This window comes from Streptomyces pristinaespiralis (genome assembly GCF_001278075.1).
In the GTDB taxonomy this organism is placed as follows: domain Bacteria; phylum Actinomycetota; class Actinomycetes; order Streptomycetales; family Streptomycetaceae; genus Streptomyces; species Streptomyces pristinaespiralis.
In genome coordinates this window covers 1,612,080-1,627,070 of sequence record NZ_CP011340.1, presented here as the reverse complement: position 1 = coordinate 1,627,070, position 14,991 = coordinate 1,612,080, and the positions used below count along the sequence as shown (strand labels likewise).

Genomic DNA, 14,991 nt, shown 5'->3' with positions numbered 1-14,991 from the left:
GTCGGCCCGTGGAGCGTGTCACCGCGGCTGCGGGTGGGCATGGCCCCACCGAGTACGGCGGCCGACGGACCGTTGACGTCGTGTGGCCCGCCCTGATCTGCTGCCTTGATCGACGTAGGGATCAACGCAGCGATCGCAGATGCCGAGCAAGGGAGCTGAGGCGATGACGCCCTCGCATGCACCGGGCCGACCGACTGCCGTGGTCGTACAGAACACCAGGAGCGGCGGTCCCGGCCGGGTCGGGGTCTGGCTGCGCGAGGCGGGAATCCGCCTCCACGTGCTGCGTCCCTACGAGGGTGAGGCACTGCCCCGGACGCTCGACGGCAGGCCGCTCCTCGTGCTCGGCGGCGGCTTCCTGCCGGACGACGACGAGCGCGCGCCCTGGCTCCCGGCAACCCGACGCCTCGTCGCCCAGGCGCTGGACGAGAGCACGCCCGTCCTCGGCATCTGCCTCGGGAGCCAGTTGCTCGCGCAGGTCGCGGGCGGCATAGTACGGGCGCGTCACGGTCGGCCGGAGTTCGGCAGCACACAGATCCGGCTGCGCCCCGAAGCCGCCGACGATCCGCTGCTGTACGGGCTCGGCCCGGCGGTTCCCGCGATCGAGCGGCACGTCGACGCGATCACTGAACTCCCGCCGGACGCAGTGTGGTTGGCCTCCAGCGAGGCCTGCCCCCACCAGGCGTTCCGGGTCGGCGCGCGGGCCTGGGGTGTGCAGTTCCACCCGGAGGCGGAGGCCGAGCGGATCGCCGGTTGGGACCGGGAGACGCTGGCCCGGCAGGGCTTCGACAGGGACCGGCTGCACGCCCGGGCCGTGGCCGACGAGGGCGCGGCGGTCGCGGGGTGGTCGGTGTTCACGCGGCGGTTCGCCCAGGTGTGCGCGAGGCTGCCGTGACCGGCCGGGCCGGCGCGGATGCGGCGGCTCGGCGCCCCGTTCCAGCGACGCCGGGTGCCACCTGGCACAGGTTGTAGATCGCGTCTTGTGTCGTCCAGGGGATCCAGGTGGTCCAGGGAGGAGCGTTTACAGGGTCGGCTCCTCGTGGTCCAGGTGCGTCGACGCTGTCGGTGAGACGCGTGTGACGGCGCGTGAGAGGTGGGATACGCCTTCCTTGGAACCCAGAAGGACACCTGGTACTGGACGGCCGGTGCCTCCGACCCCGAGCCCGCCGTGCGCCGGCCCTGAACTACGACGACGGCTGCCCCGACAACCGCAGGCCCACCGCCGGATACGTCCGCTGCGTACTCTGGACGCAGCGATGTCCGGTTCTCGCCGGTCCGCGGTAAATGCCTGGACCGAGAACCGTCCCCGACGGGACACTTCCGACTTCCGAACCTCCGGGAGTGTGATGGGGACAACAGATTCGCGAGGGCCGACGCCGGCCAGGAGCGCGGTCGTTCTGGCACTGCGCCGCTACGGCCGGGAACTGTTGCGACTACGACGGCTGGCCCTGCCCGCGCTGCTGCTGCCGGCCGTGGGCAACATCGGCATCCGCTACGTCGCCCCCCTGCTGATCGCCAAACTGGCAGGACAGGCTGCCGACGACGGCGGTCTCACCCTCGGCTCGGCGCTGCCGTACGTGCTGGGCTTCGGCGTGACGCTGCTGCTCGCCGAGGCCGTGTGGCGGGTCGGGCAGCACTGCCTGAACCGCGTGGACGCCCTCGGCATGGAGCACCTGTACGTGAGCGGCATGGACGAGCTCCTCGCCAAGGACGCGGCATTCTTCCACGACAACTTCGCCGGCTCCCTGACCAAACGGGTGCTGAGTTTCGGCAAGCGCTTCGAGGACTTCGTCGACACGGTGACGTACCGGATCGTGGGCAGCCTCGTCCCCCTGTTGTTCGGTGCCGTGGTGCTGTGGAGCTACGAACCGATGCTCGTCGCCGGCCTTCTTGTGATGATCGTGCTGACCGTGGTGGCCGCGACACCTCTGATCCGTCGCCGGCAGAGGCTCGTCAACGACCGTGAGGCGGCGATCGCCCGGGTCTCCGGCCACGTCGCCGACAGCCTCATGAACATGGAGACCATCCGGGCGTTCGCGGCCGAGCGGCGGGAGGCCGACGAACACCGCAGCCGTGTCGCGGACTCCCGGCGCCTGACGCTGAGGTCGTGGGACTACGGCAATCTGCGCGTCGACACCCTGATCGCCCCCATGTCCGTGCTGACCAACGTGCTGGGCCTGTTGGTCGCCATCGCCTTCGGTGGCCCGGGCCGGGGAGTGGAGGAGGTCGTCGTCGCCTTCACCTACTACTCCAACGCGACCCAGATCATGTTCGAGTTCAACCAGATCTACCGGCGTCTGGAAAGCTCGATGACCGAGGCCGCGCAGTTCACGGAGCTGCTGCTGGATCCGCCCACCGTGCTCGACCCGACGGAACCCGAACCACTCGCACCGCGGGACACCGGCATCAACTTCGAGGCGGTGACCTTCGCCCACGCGGGTGCGAAGCCGATCTTCCAAGGCCTTGACCTGGACGTGCCCGCGGGCGCGAGGATCGGTCTGGTCGGCAGGTCCGGCGGCGGCAAGACCACACTCACCCGGCTCCTGCTGCGGATGTCGGACATCGACGCCGGACGCATCCTGATCGGTGGTCACGACATCAGCCGGCTGCGCCAGACCGACCTGCGCTCACTGATCGCCTACGTCCCGCAGGAACCCGCCATGTTCCACCGCAGCCTGCGGGACAACATCGCCTTCGCCCGGCCCGGTGCCGGCGACGACGAGATCCACGCGGCCGCCGCGGCCGCGCACGTCACGGAGTTCGCCGACCAACTCCCCGACGGCTTCGCCACCCTTGTGGGGGAGCGGGGAGTCAAACTCTCGGGCGGCCAGCGCCAGCGCGTCGCCCTCGCCAGGGCCATCCTGCGCGACGCCCCGATCCTGCTGCTCGACGAGGCGACCAGCGCGCTGGACTCGGAGAGCGAGCTCCTCGTCCAGGACGCCCTGTGGCGGTTGATGGACGGCCGTACGGCTCTCGTGGTCGCCCACCGTCTGAGCACCGTCGCCGGCATGGACCGTCTCGTCGTCCTCGATCGCGGAAGCGTCGTCGAGCAGGGCACCCACGAGGAGCTCCTCGCGGCGAACGGTGCCTACGCCAAGCTGTGGCAGCACCAGTCGGGCGGCTTCCTCGGTGAGAGCACCGAGTCGGCCCCCGGACGCCCGGTCCCAGGAGCCGGCACCAGCGGGCTGCCCGGACCGGCCGACCCGGTGCCGGACGCACACCACAGGACGTCGTCGCACGCGCAATCGGCCGAAGCTCCGGATGGGGCGCCGCGGTGGTGCCGTGGCTGACGGGCGACGAAGCCGGCCCCGAGTCCGGGCACTACGTGGGCGCGGACGGTGTCGGCTACTGGTCGCTGCCGGACAATCCCGCATCCGACAGGCCCGGCCGTCGGAGCTCGCGTCGGCCCAACCACGGTGGGCGACCGGCAGGCTGACGCCGCTGCGCACCGCATCGTGTTCACCCGGCTGCGCTTCGATCCCCGCACCCAGGCGTACTACGAACGCTGCATCCAGGGGGGAGGACCCGACGTGAGATCATCCGATGCCTCGAGCGACATGTCGCCCGAGATGTCTGCAACCTGGTCAGGACGGTATCCACTGAACCCCAGTCATGGGGGCGTCCGTAAGAGATGAGAGGGTCTGACGGGTGAGCGAGACACCACCGAACACCCTGCAATACCGCGTCGACGGGCCGGAGGACGCACCGATCCTGGTCCTGGGGCCCTCCCTGGGTACCACCTGGCACATGTGGGACCGGCAGATCGCCGAGCTCTCCGAGCGGTGGCGGGTGATCCGCTACGACCTGCCGGGCCACGGCGGCGCGCCCGCGTACCCGGCCTCGTCCGTCGGTGACCTCGCGGAGCGGCTGCTCGCCACCCTGGACCAGCTCGGTGTGCAGCGGTTCGGCTACGCAGGCTGCTCGGTCGGCGGCGCGGTGGGCATCGAGCTGGCGCTGCGCCACCCGCAGCGCGTGGCGACCCTGGCGCTCGTCGCGGCCTCCCCCCGGTTCGGCACCGCGGACGAGTTCCGCCAGCGCGGTGTCGTCGTCCGCACCAACGGGCTCGACCCGATCGCCCGCAGCGCGCCGGAGCGCTGGTTCACCCCGGCGTTCGCGGCCGCCCAGCCGGCGATCGTCGAGTGGGCCGTCCAGATGGTCCGCACCACCGACCCCGGCTGCTACATCGCCGCCTGCGAGGCGCTGGCCGCGTTCGACGTCCGCGCCGGCCTCGGCCGCATCCAGGTCCCCACGCTCGTCGTGGTCGGGTCCGAGGACCAGGTCACCGGACCCGCGGAGGCCCGCACGCTGGTCGCCGGGATACCGGACGCCCGGCTCGCGCTCGTGCCCGGAGCCTCCCACCTGGCGCCCGTCGAGCAGCCCGCGGCGGTCACGGACCTGCTCGCCCACCACTTCGCCACGGCGTGGCACGACACCCTCGCGGCGATCCCGGCCCCGTCGGCTCCCGTGACCTCGGCACCCGTCGCGCCGGTCGCCGAGATCGCGCCCGCCGCCGCCACGGAGCAGCCGCAGGCCACCGGGCCGGGCAGGGCCGACCCGTACCAGGCGGGCATGAAGGTGCGCCGCGAGGTGCTCGGCGACGCGCACGTCGACGACGTGCTGGCCGACGGCGACGACTTCACCGGCGACTTCCAGGAGCTGATCACCCGCTTCGCCTGGGGCGAGGTGTGGACCCGCGACGGCCTGGACAGACGCATGCGCAGCTGTGTGACGCTGACCGCGCTGGTCGCCGGGGGGCACCTGGAGGAGCTGGCCCCGCACACCAGGGCGGCGCTGCGCAACGGTCTGACCCCTTCGGAGATCAGGGAGATCCTGATCCACACGGCCGTCTACTGCGGCGTCCCCGCGGCGAACTCCGCTTTCCGGGTGGCGCAGGCGGTGATACAGGAGGAGACGACGCCCCGGGCGTAGCAGGATGGTCGCATGAGGCTCACCAAGCGGATCCACGCCTGCGTCCAGCTCGAGAAGGACGGGCGGCGTCTGGTCATCGACCCCGGCGGCTTCAGCGAGCAGGACGCCGCCGTGGGGGCCGACGTCCTGCTCGTCACGCACGAGCACCCCGACCACTTCGACGAGGGCAGGCTGCGCGCGGCCCTCGAGGCGAACCCGTCGGCACGGCTGTGGACCCTGCGCAGTGTCGCCGAGCGGCTGTCCGCCGCGTTTCCCGGGCGCGTGCGCACCGTGGGGCACGGTGACACCTTCACCGCGGCGGGCTTCGACGTCCAGGTGCACGGCGAGCTGCACGCGGTGATCCATCCGGACATCCCGCGGATCACCAATGTCGGATACCTGGTGGACGGCTCCGTCTTCCACCCGGGCGACGCGCTCACGGTCCCCGGCCGGCCGGTGGACACGCTGATGCTGCCGGTGCACGCCCCGTGGAACAAGATCTCGGAGGTCATCGACTACGTCCGCGAGGTGGCGCCGCGCCGGGCCGTCGACGTCCACGACGCCCTGCTCACGGATCTGGCCCGGCCGATCTACGACCGGCAGATCGGCGAGCTCGGCGGCGCCCGGCACGAGCGCCTGGCCGCCGGGCGAACGCTGGAACTGTGAGGGTCCGGCGGCGGGCCGGGTGACTGTCACACCCCGCGGTTAGGCTTTGGGTCATGCGCATCGCCACGTGGAACGTCAACTCGATCACCGCCCGGCTGCCCCGGCTGCTGGCCTGGCTGGAGAGCAGCGGCACGGACGTGCTGTGCCTCCAGGAGACCAAGTGCACCGAGGAGCAGTTCCCCGCCGCACAGCTGCGTGAGCTCGGCTACGAGTCCGCGGTCAACGCCTCCGGCAGGTGGAACGGCGTGGCGGTGATCTCCCGGGTGGGCCTCGACGACGTCGTGCGCGGGCTGCCCGGCGCCCCGGACTACGAGGGCGTGCAGGAGCCGAGGGCGATCTCCGCGACCTGCGGCCCCGTCCGTGTCTGGTCGGTCTATGTGCCCAACGGCCGCGAGGTCGCCCACGACCACTACGGCTACAAGCTGCGCTGGCTGGAGGCGCTGTCCGTCGCGGTGACCGACGACGCGGCCGCCGGGCGGCCGTTCGCCGTCCTCGGTGACTTCAACATCGCCCCGACCGACGACGACGTGTGGGACCCGTCCTTCTTCGACGGCATGACGCATGTGACGCCGCCGGAGCGCGCGGCGCTGGAGGCACTGCGCAAGCGCGGTCTGGCCGACGTGGTGCCGCGCCCGCTGAAGTACGAGCACCCCTTCACCTACTGGGACTACCGCCAGCTCTGCTTCCCCAAGAACCGCGGCATGCGCATCGACCTGGTCTACGGCAACGAGCCCTTCACCGCGGCGGTCAAGGACAGCTTCGTCGACCGCGAGGAGCGCAAGGGCAAGGGTGCCTCCGACCATGCACCGGTCGTTGTGGATCTCGACATGTGACGTTGGTTGACGCGCCCTGTGGTGCGTCCGGGTGCAGGGATGCGAGGCTTTGCAGTATGAACATCCCCTTCTTGGATCACTGGCTGGGACGCCACGGCGAACGGGACAAGGGCGATGCGGCCGCCACCGTGCACGATCCGGAGCGCGCGGCGGCCATTACCGAGCTGCTCTCCGAGTGCGAACTGCTGCGTTCCAGAGCGGCCCAGGCCGGACTCGAACTGGACGACTCCCCGCAGTCCTTGACCGCCCTGGACCAGCTTCCGCCGCGCTGGCGCGACGATCCCGAGGAGCTTCCCTGGCTGGGGAACGACGCGGGTCTCTATCTCGGCACGGTGATCGTGCGCACCGTGCCCGGTGCGGCCTGGCACATCTGGCCGGGCGGCCACCCGGTGGTCCGGCTCGCCTCCGGACGGGAGATCGGTGTGGTCGAGGCCGGTGTGGAGTGGGCGTTCAACGGGGCTCCCGAGCTCTCCCAGGTGTACGCGGAAGCGTCGGAAGCCTAGATTCCTTATTAGTACGGCTTTTGATCCACTTGTGCGTGTCGGTGTGAAGTGCCTTGGCGGGCCGGTTAGTTTGCGCTGGCCACGACACACAGCTGAGAGTGGGTAGAGCAGCGTATGGCCGTCGATCCGTTGATCGAGCTGCGCGGGGTCAACAAGCACTTCGGGCAGTTGCACGTACTCCAGGACATCCACCTCACCGTCGGCCGCGGGGAGGTGGTGGTGGTCATCGGTCCGTCGGGCTCGGGGAAGTCGACGCTGTGCCGGATCATCAACAGGCTGGAGACGGTCGAATCGGGTGACATTCTGATCGACGGACAGCCGCTGCCCGCGGAGGGCCGCGATCTCGCGCGGCTCCGCGCGGACGTCGGCATGGTCTTCCAGTCGTTCAACCTCTTCGCCCACAAGACCGTGCTGGCCAATGTCTCGCTCGGCCCGGTCAAGGCCCGCGGCCGCAAGAGGGAGGAGGCGAACCGCCGCTCCCGTGAACTGCTCGAGCGGGTCGGGCTCGCCGACCAGGCGCACAAGTACCCCGCGCAGCTCTCCGGTGGTCAGCAGCAGCGCGTGGCCATCGCCCGCGCACTCGCCATGGACCCCAAGGTCATGCTCTTCGACGAGCCGACCTCGGCCCTCGACCCGGAGATGATCAACGAGGTGCTGGAGGTGATGCAGCAGCTCGCCGCCGAGGGTATGACCATGGTCGTCGTCACCCACGAGATGGGCTTCGCCCGCTCCGCCGCCAACCGCGTCGTCTTCATGGCCGACGGCCGCATCATCGAGGACCGCACCCCGGACGACTTCTTCACCCACCCGGAGACCGACCGCGCCAAGGACTTCCTCTCCAAGATCCTCAAGCACTGATGGGGTCGCCCGCACCGATGGGGCAGGTAAGGAAGCACACGGAACACAAGGAACACCGGGTCCGGACCCGCCCGCACGGCGCACGGCGATGCCGTATGCGGGCAGGACCGGCCGGGAACGCCGCTGCCGAACACTGCCCGGGCCCCCTGGCGGGCGCGGACGGGCCGGCGCAGTGGCGCATGGAGCACCACTCGGCCCCTGCTTGAGCGGGGGCCGGGCCGGCAGCGGCCGGTGATCACTTCTGGCGCAGCGGGACCGAGAGGTACGACGGGTCGGCCGCCGGCGAGGAGAAGGTCAGCTGCGCGCCGGCCGGGTTGTGCTCGATGTAGAGCGGGTCGACGGTGTCGACGACCAGGGCGAGACGGTGGCCGGCCGGTACGTCGTAGGCGGTGGAGTGCAACTCCAGGTCCACGGCGAACGGCTGACCGGGCGTCCTGCCGTGGAACGTGTACGGCGCGCCTGTGACCAGCTTGCCGAGGCCGAGCGGGCCCACGTCGTAGAGGTACGCGACGAGGGTGCCGCTCCCCTTGGTACTCGTGACCGTGGTGTGCAGCTTCGCGGTGCCGCGCACCTGCTGCTCCGTCCAGTACCGCTCCGACTGCCACACGGCCGTGACGGAGCGCGGCAGCAGCGGGATCGACGCCATGGGGGGCAGCTCGGCGAACTGGTCGAGCAGGCTGGACAGGAAGATGAGCCCGCCGTTCGCCCCGGAGTCGACGCCGGTGCCGATGTGCTGCGACCCGCCGAGAGCGATCTTCTTCCGGTCCGCGCCCACCGACTTCCAGTCGGGGTAGTTCTCGTACACGCCCCCCGAACGGGTCTTGACGCGTACGGGCTGCTCACGGTTCACGCCGTTGTCGGCGCCCTTGAGGTGGTGGTCGAACCACCGGTGGGCGCTGGTCCAGGTGTCGTTGGGCAGACCGAGCAGACCGGTGCCCTCCGCGGTGGCGTGGTCGCCGGGGCGGAACTCCAGGCGCTTGGGGCCGCTGAGGCGTTCGTAGAAGTCGGCGTACTGGTTCGGCGGGAAGAGCGAGTCGCCCCAGGCGTTGCCGAGCATGACCGCGGCGCCGTTGGCGTTGATCTCGTCGACGTAGGTGGCGGGGGAGCGCTTGCGCCCCCACTCGATCATCGCCTGCTCCTTGGTCAGGTCCGAGGTCAGGAAGGCGGTCATGATCTCCTGGAGCTCGGCGCTGGGGCGGCCCGTGAGGTAGCCGGCGCCGCTGAGGAGGGCCGCGGCCTGCAGATGCTGCGTGCGGCCGTTGTAGATGGAGTCGATGAGGTCCGCCCAGCCGCTGAGTGCGGCAACCGCCTTGATGCGCTTGTCCTTCGCGGCGGCCAGCAGGCTGATACCTGCGCCGTAGGAGACACCGGCCATGCCCACCCGCTCGGGGTCGGCCGGGGTGTTGGCGAGCGCCCAGTCGATCACCTTGGACGCGTCGGCGATGTCGGGCGGTCCGGCCGTCTCGATCTCGCCGCCGGACTGCCAGAAGCCGCGGGAGTTGTAACTCACCACCACGTAACCGGAGTCGGCCAGCTTCTGTGCCTGAACGAGGTACTCGATCTGCGGCATCCCCCAGCTGGTGGGCAGCACGACGACGGGATACGTCCGACGGCCGTCGGCGTCGGCGGGCGTGACGACGTTGGCCTTCAGCACGATCCCGCCGTCGCCCTCGATGTCGACGAAGCGGACGTCGGGGGAGGCCGTGGCGGCGCCGTTCTGCGCGGTAAGGGCCGGGAGGGCGACGGGGGCCGCGGCGGTGGCGGAACCGGCGAGCAGCGCGGCCGAGACCGTACCGATGGCGGTGGTGCGCAGAGCCTTGCGAGGAAGTCCCACGGGTCACTCCTGACTCATCTGTCCCTTTGAAGTGACCCGACGGTAAGGTCGCGGTGCTACCCGAGGTAACTCCCCGGTAAGTTACGCCACCGTAACAATTATTGGACGTCGTGTCAGTGAGGTGTGCGGCGGTCCGCCACAGGGACCGGCTCGAACAGGCGTCTGTGGCACCGCTAACATGCGCGCCCATGACTGACGACGTACGCAACATCGTGCTCGGTGTGGTGGCCGCGGGGATCAGTGCCACGATCGGCTGGCTCGCCCGCACCTACCTCTGGCGCCGTCGACTGCGCCGCAAGCAGGGCTTCTTCGGGCTGCCCGGGAACTCCGAGTCCCTGCTCGTCGTCAACCGCGAGGCGGGCCGCGACGGTTCGGTGCACCGCTTCGACGTCTTCGCGCTGCTGGAACTGTCCGCGCTCATCAAGGACTGCGGAGCGAACGCGCAGATCGTCTGGCACGACACGGCCCAGCAGGGCTTCGGTGAGCGCACCGAGTTCTGCGTCGGCGGCCCGGTGTCCAACCGCCGCATGGCAGCGCACCTGCACTCCATGCTGCCCGGGGTGAAGGTGAACACCGACCCCGAACCGGGACCGGACCAGGGCGCCTTCCAGATCGGCTCCGAGCGTTACCGCATGGAGCCCGGCGCGGCCGAGTACGTGCTGCTGGCCCGGCTGACCGCGGGCGAGGACGCCCGCCCGGTGTTCCTGTTCTGCGGGCAGCGCGCCATCACCAACCAGGCGGCCACCCGCTATCTGGCCCGCCACCACGAGAAACTGGCCCGCAAGCACGGCAACGGCTCCTTCTGCCTGCTGCTCAAGGTGGTCAACTCGCAGGCGTACGGCCCCGATGTGGTCGAGCTGGTAGCCGACGTGACGCGGGCGGCCCAGAGCGCGGTGCCGCAGGCGCGCAGCTCCCACCGGGCGGCCGGCTGACTCGGCGACGCGCCCGCGGGCACCAGGGACTCCCGCCCCGCGAACCGTTACGCTGCGCCGACACCGGCTGACTGGAGGTACGAATGCGTCGCTCCGCCGCACGGAAAGTACCGGTCGTGGCCCTTGCCGCGGTCGTCGTCTCGATCGGCGCGGCATCCCCGCCCACGCCCCGCACCGCCCCTCCCACGGCACCACCCGTCAAGAGCCCCGTGGCCGTCGGTCACGGTGGGGCGGTCGCGAGCGTCGACGCCGACGCCTCGGCGGCGGGCATCGAGGTGCTCCGCAACGGCGGCAACGCCGTGGACGCGGCGGTGGCGACCGCCGCGGCGCTCGGCGTGACGGAGCCGTACTCCGCGGGCATCGGCGGCGGTGGCTACTTCGTCCACTACGACGCCAGGACCCGTACGGCGCACACCGTCGACGGCCGGGAGACCGCCCCGCTTTCGGCCGACGCCTCCCTCTTCCTCGAGAACGGCACGCCCGTCCCGTTCGCGGAGGCCGTGACCAGCGGCCTCGGCGTCGGTACGCCCGGCACTCCCGCCACCTGGGACACCGCCCTCGACGCGTGGGGCAGCCGGCCGCTGGGTGAGCTGCTGAAGCCCGCGGAGCGCCTGGCGGAGCACGGGTTCACCGTCGACGACACCTTCCGCTCGCAGACCGCCGCCAACGAGGCGCGCTTCCGTGACTTCCCCGCCTCCGCGGAGCTGTTCCTGCCCGGCGGTCGTCTCCCGGTCGTCGGATCGGTCATCAGGAACCCCGATCTGGCCCGCACCTACAAGGAACTCGGCAGAAAGGGGGTCGGCGCGCTCTACGAAGGTGCTCTCGCCGAGGACATCGTCAACACCGTGCGCAACCCGCCCGTCGACGAGGACGCCACCAGGGTGGTCCGCCCGGGAGACCTGACGGAGCAGGACCTGAGGGCGTACGGGACGGTGCGCCGTGAACCGGCGAAGGTGTCCTACCGGGGCCTCAACGTGTACGGCATGCCCCCCTCCTCCTCGGGCGGCACCAGCGTCGGTGAGGCGCTCAACATCCTGGAGCGCACCGACCTGTCGGACGTCTCCCAGGAGCGGTATCTGCACCGTTTCATCGAGGCGAGCCGCATCGCGTTCGCGGACCGGGGGCGGTGGGTCGGCGACCCGGCGTTCGAGGACGTGCCGACCGCCGGTCTGCTGTCCCAGCGCTTCGCCGACTCGCGGGAGTGCCTGATCAAGGACGACGCGGTGCTCACGAGCCCGCTGGCGCCCGGCGATCCGCGCCGGCCCGAACGCTGCGGGTCGTCCGGGGCGGCGGCCCCGACGACGTACGAAGGTGAGAACACCACCCATCTGACGACCGCCGACAAGTGGGGCAACGTCGTCGCCTACACACTCACCATCGAGCAGACCGGCGGCAGCGGCATCACCGTCCCGGGGCGCGGATTCCTCCTCAACAACGAGCTGACCGACTTCTCCTTCCGGCCGGCCGACCCCGCGGTGCACGATCCGAACCTGCCCGGTCCGGGCAAGCGGCCGCGTTCGTCCATCTCGCCCACGATCGTGCTCGACCACCACGGCCGTCCCGTGCTGGCGCTCGGCTCACCGGGCGGCGCGACCATCATCACGACGGTCCTTCAGACCCTGACGGGTCATCTGGACCGGGGACTGCCGCTCGTGGACGCGATCGCGGCGCCCCGTGCCAGTCAGCGCAACCAGCCGACGACCGAGCTGGAACCGGCTCTGTGGAACAGCCCGTTGAGGCAGCGTCTCGAGGCGATCGGACACCAGTTCCGGCTGAACCAGGAGATCGGTGCCGCCACCGGCGTCCAACGGCTGCCGGACGGCCGGTGGCTGGCGGCGGCGGAGAAGCAACGGCGCGGCGGCGGTTCCGCGATGGTGGTCCGTCCGTCCCGCTGACGAAGCCCCGGGACGCCCCGGCGGGTAACCCGTCCGGCGGTGCGGCTGTGGCTGTTCGCGCATGTGCGGGTAGGGAGCCTTTCGACAGAAAGGCTCCCTGTGCGCATTCGAAACACCGCTCTGACCGTGGCGGCCGGTTCGGTCATGCTCGGAACGGCGGCGCTCCCGGCGGCCGCTCAACCGGGTCCCGTGCCACCGCCACCGGCGCCCGGCCACTACCGCACGGCGCCCGCGGCGGGTGTCGACGCGGCAGCGCTGCTGGCCGGGGTGGAGCACTGCACCCGGATCTCCAAGGGCGACTACGCCACCGACCGGGGCAGGCCGGCGACCATTCCCGTCTGCGAGCACGACGGGGCCGTCTTCTGGCAGGCGGACATGGACATCGACTGCGACGGCCGGCGCAGCACACGGTGCAACAGCCGTACCGACCCCTCGTTCCAGCAGGCGACGGCGTTCACGGGGTCGGACGGAAAGTATCTCGACGCGGCGGAGCTGCCGTTCGTCGTCGTGCCCGCCCCCGGCCCGGTCTGGAACTACCTGTCGTCGGGCATCAGAGGCGGTTCCGCCGCCGCGATCGTCCACGACGGCAAGGTCGTGTACGGGGTGGTCGGCGACACGGGGCCGAGCGGCATCATCGGCGAGGCGTCCTACGCGGCGGCCGAGGCGCTCGGGATCGACCCGGACCCGGCAAAGGGCGGAGTTCCCTCCGGAGTCACCTACATCGTCTTCAAGGACTCGAAGGTGTCACCGATCGAGAGCCGGGCGGCGGCCGAGAAGCTCGGCGAGGAACTGGCCCGGCGGTTCACCGGCGGAGGCTGACGGCCCGCGGGGCCCGTCGGCCGCGGGCCCCTGGCGTCGGGGACGGTCACGGCGCCGTGAGGATCCGGGGACCACCGTCCGTGATCGCGACCGTGTGCCGGCGTGGGAGGCGCGGCTGCCGTCCGCCGTCCGCACCGGCCGGCCGTCCCGGGCGGTGTACGTGCCGTCCCGGCCGCCGGCGATCACCAGCGGCTCGATCGCGAGCACCATGCCGTGCCGCGGTGGCATGCCCCTGCCGGGCCCCTCGTTCGGCACGCCCAGGCCGTCGTGCATACTCCGGCCCACGCCGTGGCCCCCCGAAGCCGTCCGGGACGCCGTGGCCCGCCGCGCGGCACACACGGCCGACGGCGCAGGCGGTGTCGCCCACGCGGTTGCCGACGACGGCGGCGATGCCCGCGTCGAGCGCCCCTCCGCCGTGCGGATCAGCCGCTGGTCCTCGGGACGCGCAGGGCCCGCGGTGGAGCTGACGGCCGTGTCGCCCACGCGGTTGCCGACGACGGCGGCGGTGCCCGCGTCGAGCGCCCCTCCGCCGTGCGGATCAGCCGCTGGTCCTCGGGACGCGCAAGGCTCACGGTGGAGTGACGGCCGCGTCGCCCACCCGGCCGTCCAGGACGGCGCCACCGTCGATGCTGACCAGGTCCCCGTCACGGAGCCGGTCGTCGCCCCGGCGTGCCGTGGACGACCGCGTCGTCGACGGCCACGCACAGCACGGCGGGAACGGCACCGGCGCCCGGTCCGGGACGTGGCGTCGGCGGCCTCGAGCACCGCAAGGGCGGCTTCGTCCAGGTGACGCGGGCGCACGCCCGCCGCGGCGGCCTCCTGGGCGGCGCCGAGCGCCCGGGCGACGATGCGGCCCGCCTCGCGCACCGCCCCGATCGACGTATCGGTCCTGATCTCCACCATGACGCCGACCCTGCGCGCCGAGGCGGTATTTGAATACCGGGATATGAATACCGGCATTAGAATGGGCGCATGGTGCGCACCCCTCTCACCGCCGAAGAGCGTGAACGCGGCGAACAGCTCGGCCAACTGCTCCGCCAGGCGCGCGGCGACCGCAGCATGGTCGAGGTGGCCGCCGTCGCCGGACTCTCCCCCGAGACGCTGCGCAAGATCGAGACAGGGCGGGCCCCGACCCCGGCGTTCTTCACCGTCGCCGCGCTGGCCGCGGCGCTCGGACTGTCCATGGACGAGATCGCCGTCCGCTGCGCCCCTGTCCCGATGGCGGAGCCGCTGCCGGTTCCGGAGGCGGTGGCCTGAGCCCGCGGCAGGGGGCGTAGTCTCGCGGGCGTGAGTGCCGAGATGTTCGCCAGCGCCAGGTACGTCAGTGTCACCACGTTCCGCAAGAACGGGACCGGAGTGGCCACACCCGTGTGGTTCGCGGTGGACGGCGGTGAGTTGTTCCTGTGGACCCGCACGGACTCGTGGAAGGTCAAGCGCCTGCGCAACGACAGCCGGGTCGTCGTCACCGTCTGCGACGTGCGCGGCAAGGTCGAGGAGGGCGCCCCCACCGCGGAGGGCACCGCCAGGCTCCTGGCCGGGGCCGAACTGGGTGCGGTCCGCCGGCTCCTGTCGCGCAAGTACACCTGGCAGTTCTGGGCCGTCGACTGGCCGGCGATGATCGTGCGGCTGGGCAAGCGCCCGCACACCGGTATCGCGGTCACGTTCTGAAAAGGCGCCGTAGCAGCCCTGTAACACCCCTGCGGTCGAATGCCTGCGGTGCCCTCGGAGCGGAGGGCTCCATTCGGC

Annotated in this window: 13 protein-coding genes and 2 pseudogenes; 12 read left to right on the top strand and 3 right to left on the bottom strand. The window is 71.3% G+C overall.

What is annotated here, in order from left to right:
- Window positions 1-163 precede the first annotated feature (163 nt).
- From SPRI_RS06770 to SPRI_RS06740, 7 genes are all read left to right on the top strand, one after another.
- Window positions 164-892 carry a type 1 glutamine amidotransferase gene (locus SPRI_RS06770; protein ID WP_037773311.1) on the top strand — a complete coding sequence of 243 codons (729 nt, stop codon included), beginning with the start codon at window positions 164-166 and terminating at the stop codon, window positions 890-892.
- A gap of 451 nt (window positions 893-1,343) precedes the next feature.
- On the top strand, window positions 1,344-3,287 hold the full coding sequence (locus tag SPRI_RS06765) for an ABC transporter ATP-binding protein (protein WP_005309653.1): 1,944 nt from the start codon (window positions 1,344-1,346) through the stop codon (window positions 3,285-3,287).
- A gap of 358 nt (window positions 3,288-3,645) precedes the next feature.
- Window positions 3,646-4,926, top strand: a complete 1,281-nt coding sequence (pcaDC, locus tag SPRI_RS06760) for a bifunctional 3-oxoadipate enol-lactonase/4-carboxymuconolactone decarboxylase PcaDC (protein ID WP_005309648.1) — start codon at window positions 3,646-3,648, stop codon at window positions 4,924-4,926.
- A 12-nt stretch (window positions 4,927-4,938) separates the two neighbouring features.
- Window positions 4,939-5,571, top strand: a complete 633-nt coding sequence (locus SPRI_RS06755) for an MBL fold metallo-hydrolase (protein ID WP_005309645.1) — start codon at window positions 4,939-4,941, stop codon at window positions 5,569-5,571.
- Window positions 5,572-5,624: 53 nt separating this feature from the next.
- Window positions 5,625-6,404: an exodeoxyribonuclease III gene (locus tag SPRI_RS06750; protein ID WP_005309643.1), complete on the top strand. Its 780-nt coding sequence runs from the start codon at window positions 5,625-5,627 to the stop codon at window positions 6,402-6,404.
- A 56-nt stretch (window positions 6,405-6,460) separates the two neighbouring features.
- The gene (locus SPRI_RS06745; protein WP_005309641.1) at window positions 6,461-6,907 is read left to right on the top strand and encodes a DUF6278 family protein; all 447 of its coding nucleotides are present in this window, start codon (window positions 6,461-6,463) and stop codon (window positions 6,905-6,907) included.
- A gap of 114 nt (window positions 6,908-7,021) precedes the next feature.
- Window positions 7,022-7,765: an amino acid ABC transporter ATP-binding protein gene (locus SPRI_RS06740; RefSeq protein ID WP_005309639.1), complete on the top strand. Its 744-nt coding sequence runs from the start codon at window positions 7,022-7,024 to the stop codon at window positions 7,763-7,765.
- Window positions 7,766-8,000: 235 nt separating this feature from the next.
- Here the strand turns inward: SPRI_RS06740 and SPRI_RS06735 are convergent, their stop codons facing one another.
- Window positions 8,001-9,599, bottom strand: a complete 1,599-nt coding sequence (locus SPRI_RS06735; protein WP_037773310.1) for a CocE/NonD family hydrolase — start codon at window positions 9,597-9,599, stop codon at window positions 8,001-8,003.
- A gap of 188 nt (window positions 9,600-9,787) precedes the next feature.
- Between SPRI_RS06735 and SPRI_RS06730 the strand changes: the two genes are divergently transcribed.
- The 3 genes from SPRI_RS06730 (at window position 9,788) to SPRI_RS06720 (ending at window position 13,245) form a co-directional block, all read left to right on the top strand.
- Window positions 9,788-10,531 carry a hypothetical protein gene (locus tag SPRI_RS06730; protein ID WP_005309634.1) on the top strand — a complete coding sequence of 248 codons (744 nt, stop codon included), beginning with the start codon at window positions 9,788-9,790 and terminating at the stop codon, window positions 10,529-10,531.
- A gap of 83 nt (window positions 10,532-10,614) precedes the next feature.
- Window positions 10,615-12,426 carry a gamma-glutamyltransferase gene (ggt, locus tag SPRI_RS06725; protein ID WP_005309632.1) on the top strand — a complete coding sequence of 604 codons (1,812 nt, stop codon included), beginning with the start codon at window positions 10,615-10,617 and terminating at the stop codon, window positions 12,424-12,426.
- A 99-nt stretch (window positions 12,427-12,525) separates the two neighbouring features.
- The gene (locus SPRI_RS06720) at window positions 12,526-13,245 is read left to right on the top strand and encodes a glycoside hydrolase family 75 protein (protein WP_005309631.1); all 720 of its coding nucleotides are present in this window, start codon (window positions 12,526-12,528) and stop codon (window positions 13,243-13,245) included.
- Between the two features lie 46 nt (window positions 13,246-13,291).
- Here the strand turns inward: SPRI_RS06720 and SPRI_RS39945 are convergent.
- Together SPRI_RS39945 and SPRI_RS39940 are read right to left on the bottom strand one after the other, a co-directional pair.
- A pseudogene (locus tag SPRI_RS39945) lies at window positions 13,292-13,725 on the bottom strand (M24 family metallopeptidase); the annotation flags it as partial.
- A gap of 111 nt (window positions 13,726-13,836) precedes the next feature.
- Window positions 13,837-14,148, bottom strand: a pseudogene (locus tag SPRI_RS39940) (M24 family metallopeptidase); the annotation flags it as partial.
- A 69-nt stretch (window positions 14,149-14,217) separates the two neighbouring features.
- Here SPRI_RS39940 and SPRI_RS06710 point away from each other — a divergent pair.
- Together SPRI_RS06710 and SPRI_RS06705 are read left to right on the top strand one after the other, a co-directional pair.
- Window positions 14,218-14,502, top strand: coding sequence for a helix-turn-helix domain-containing protein (locus SPRI_RS06710; RefSeq protein ID WP_053556763.1), 285 nt, complete (start codon window positions 14,218-14,220; stop codon window positions 14,500-14,502).
- 30 nt (window positions 14,503-14,532) lie between these two features.
- Complete coding sequence (locus SPRI_RS06705) at window positions 14,533-14,913, top strand: PPOX class F420-dependent oxidoreductase (protein ID WP_005309627.1); 381 nt, start codon at window positions 14,533-14,535, stop codon at window positions 14,911-14,913.
- Window positions 14,914-14,991: the final 78 nt, after the last annotated feature.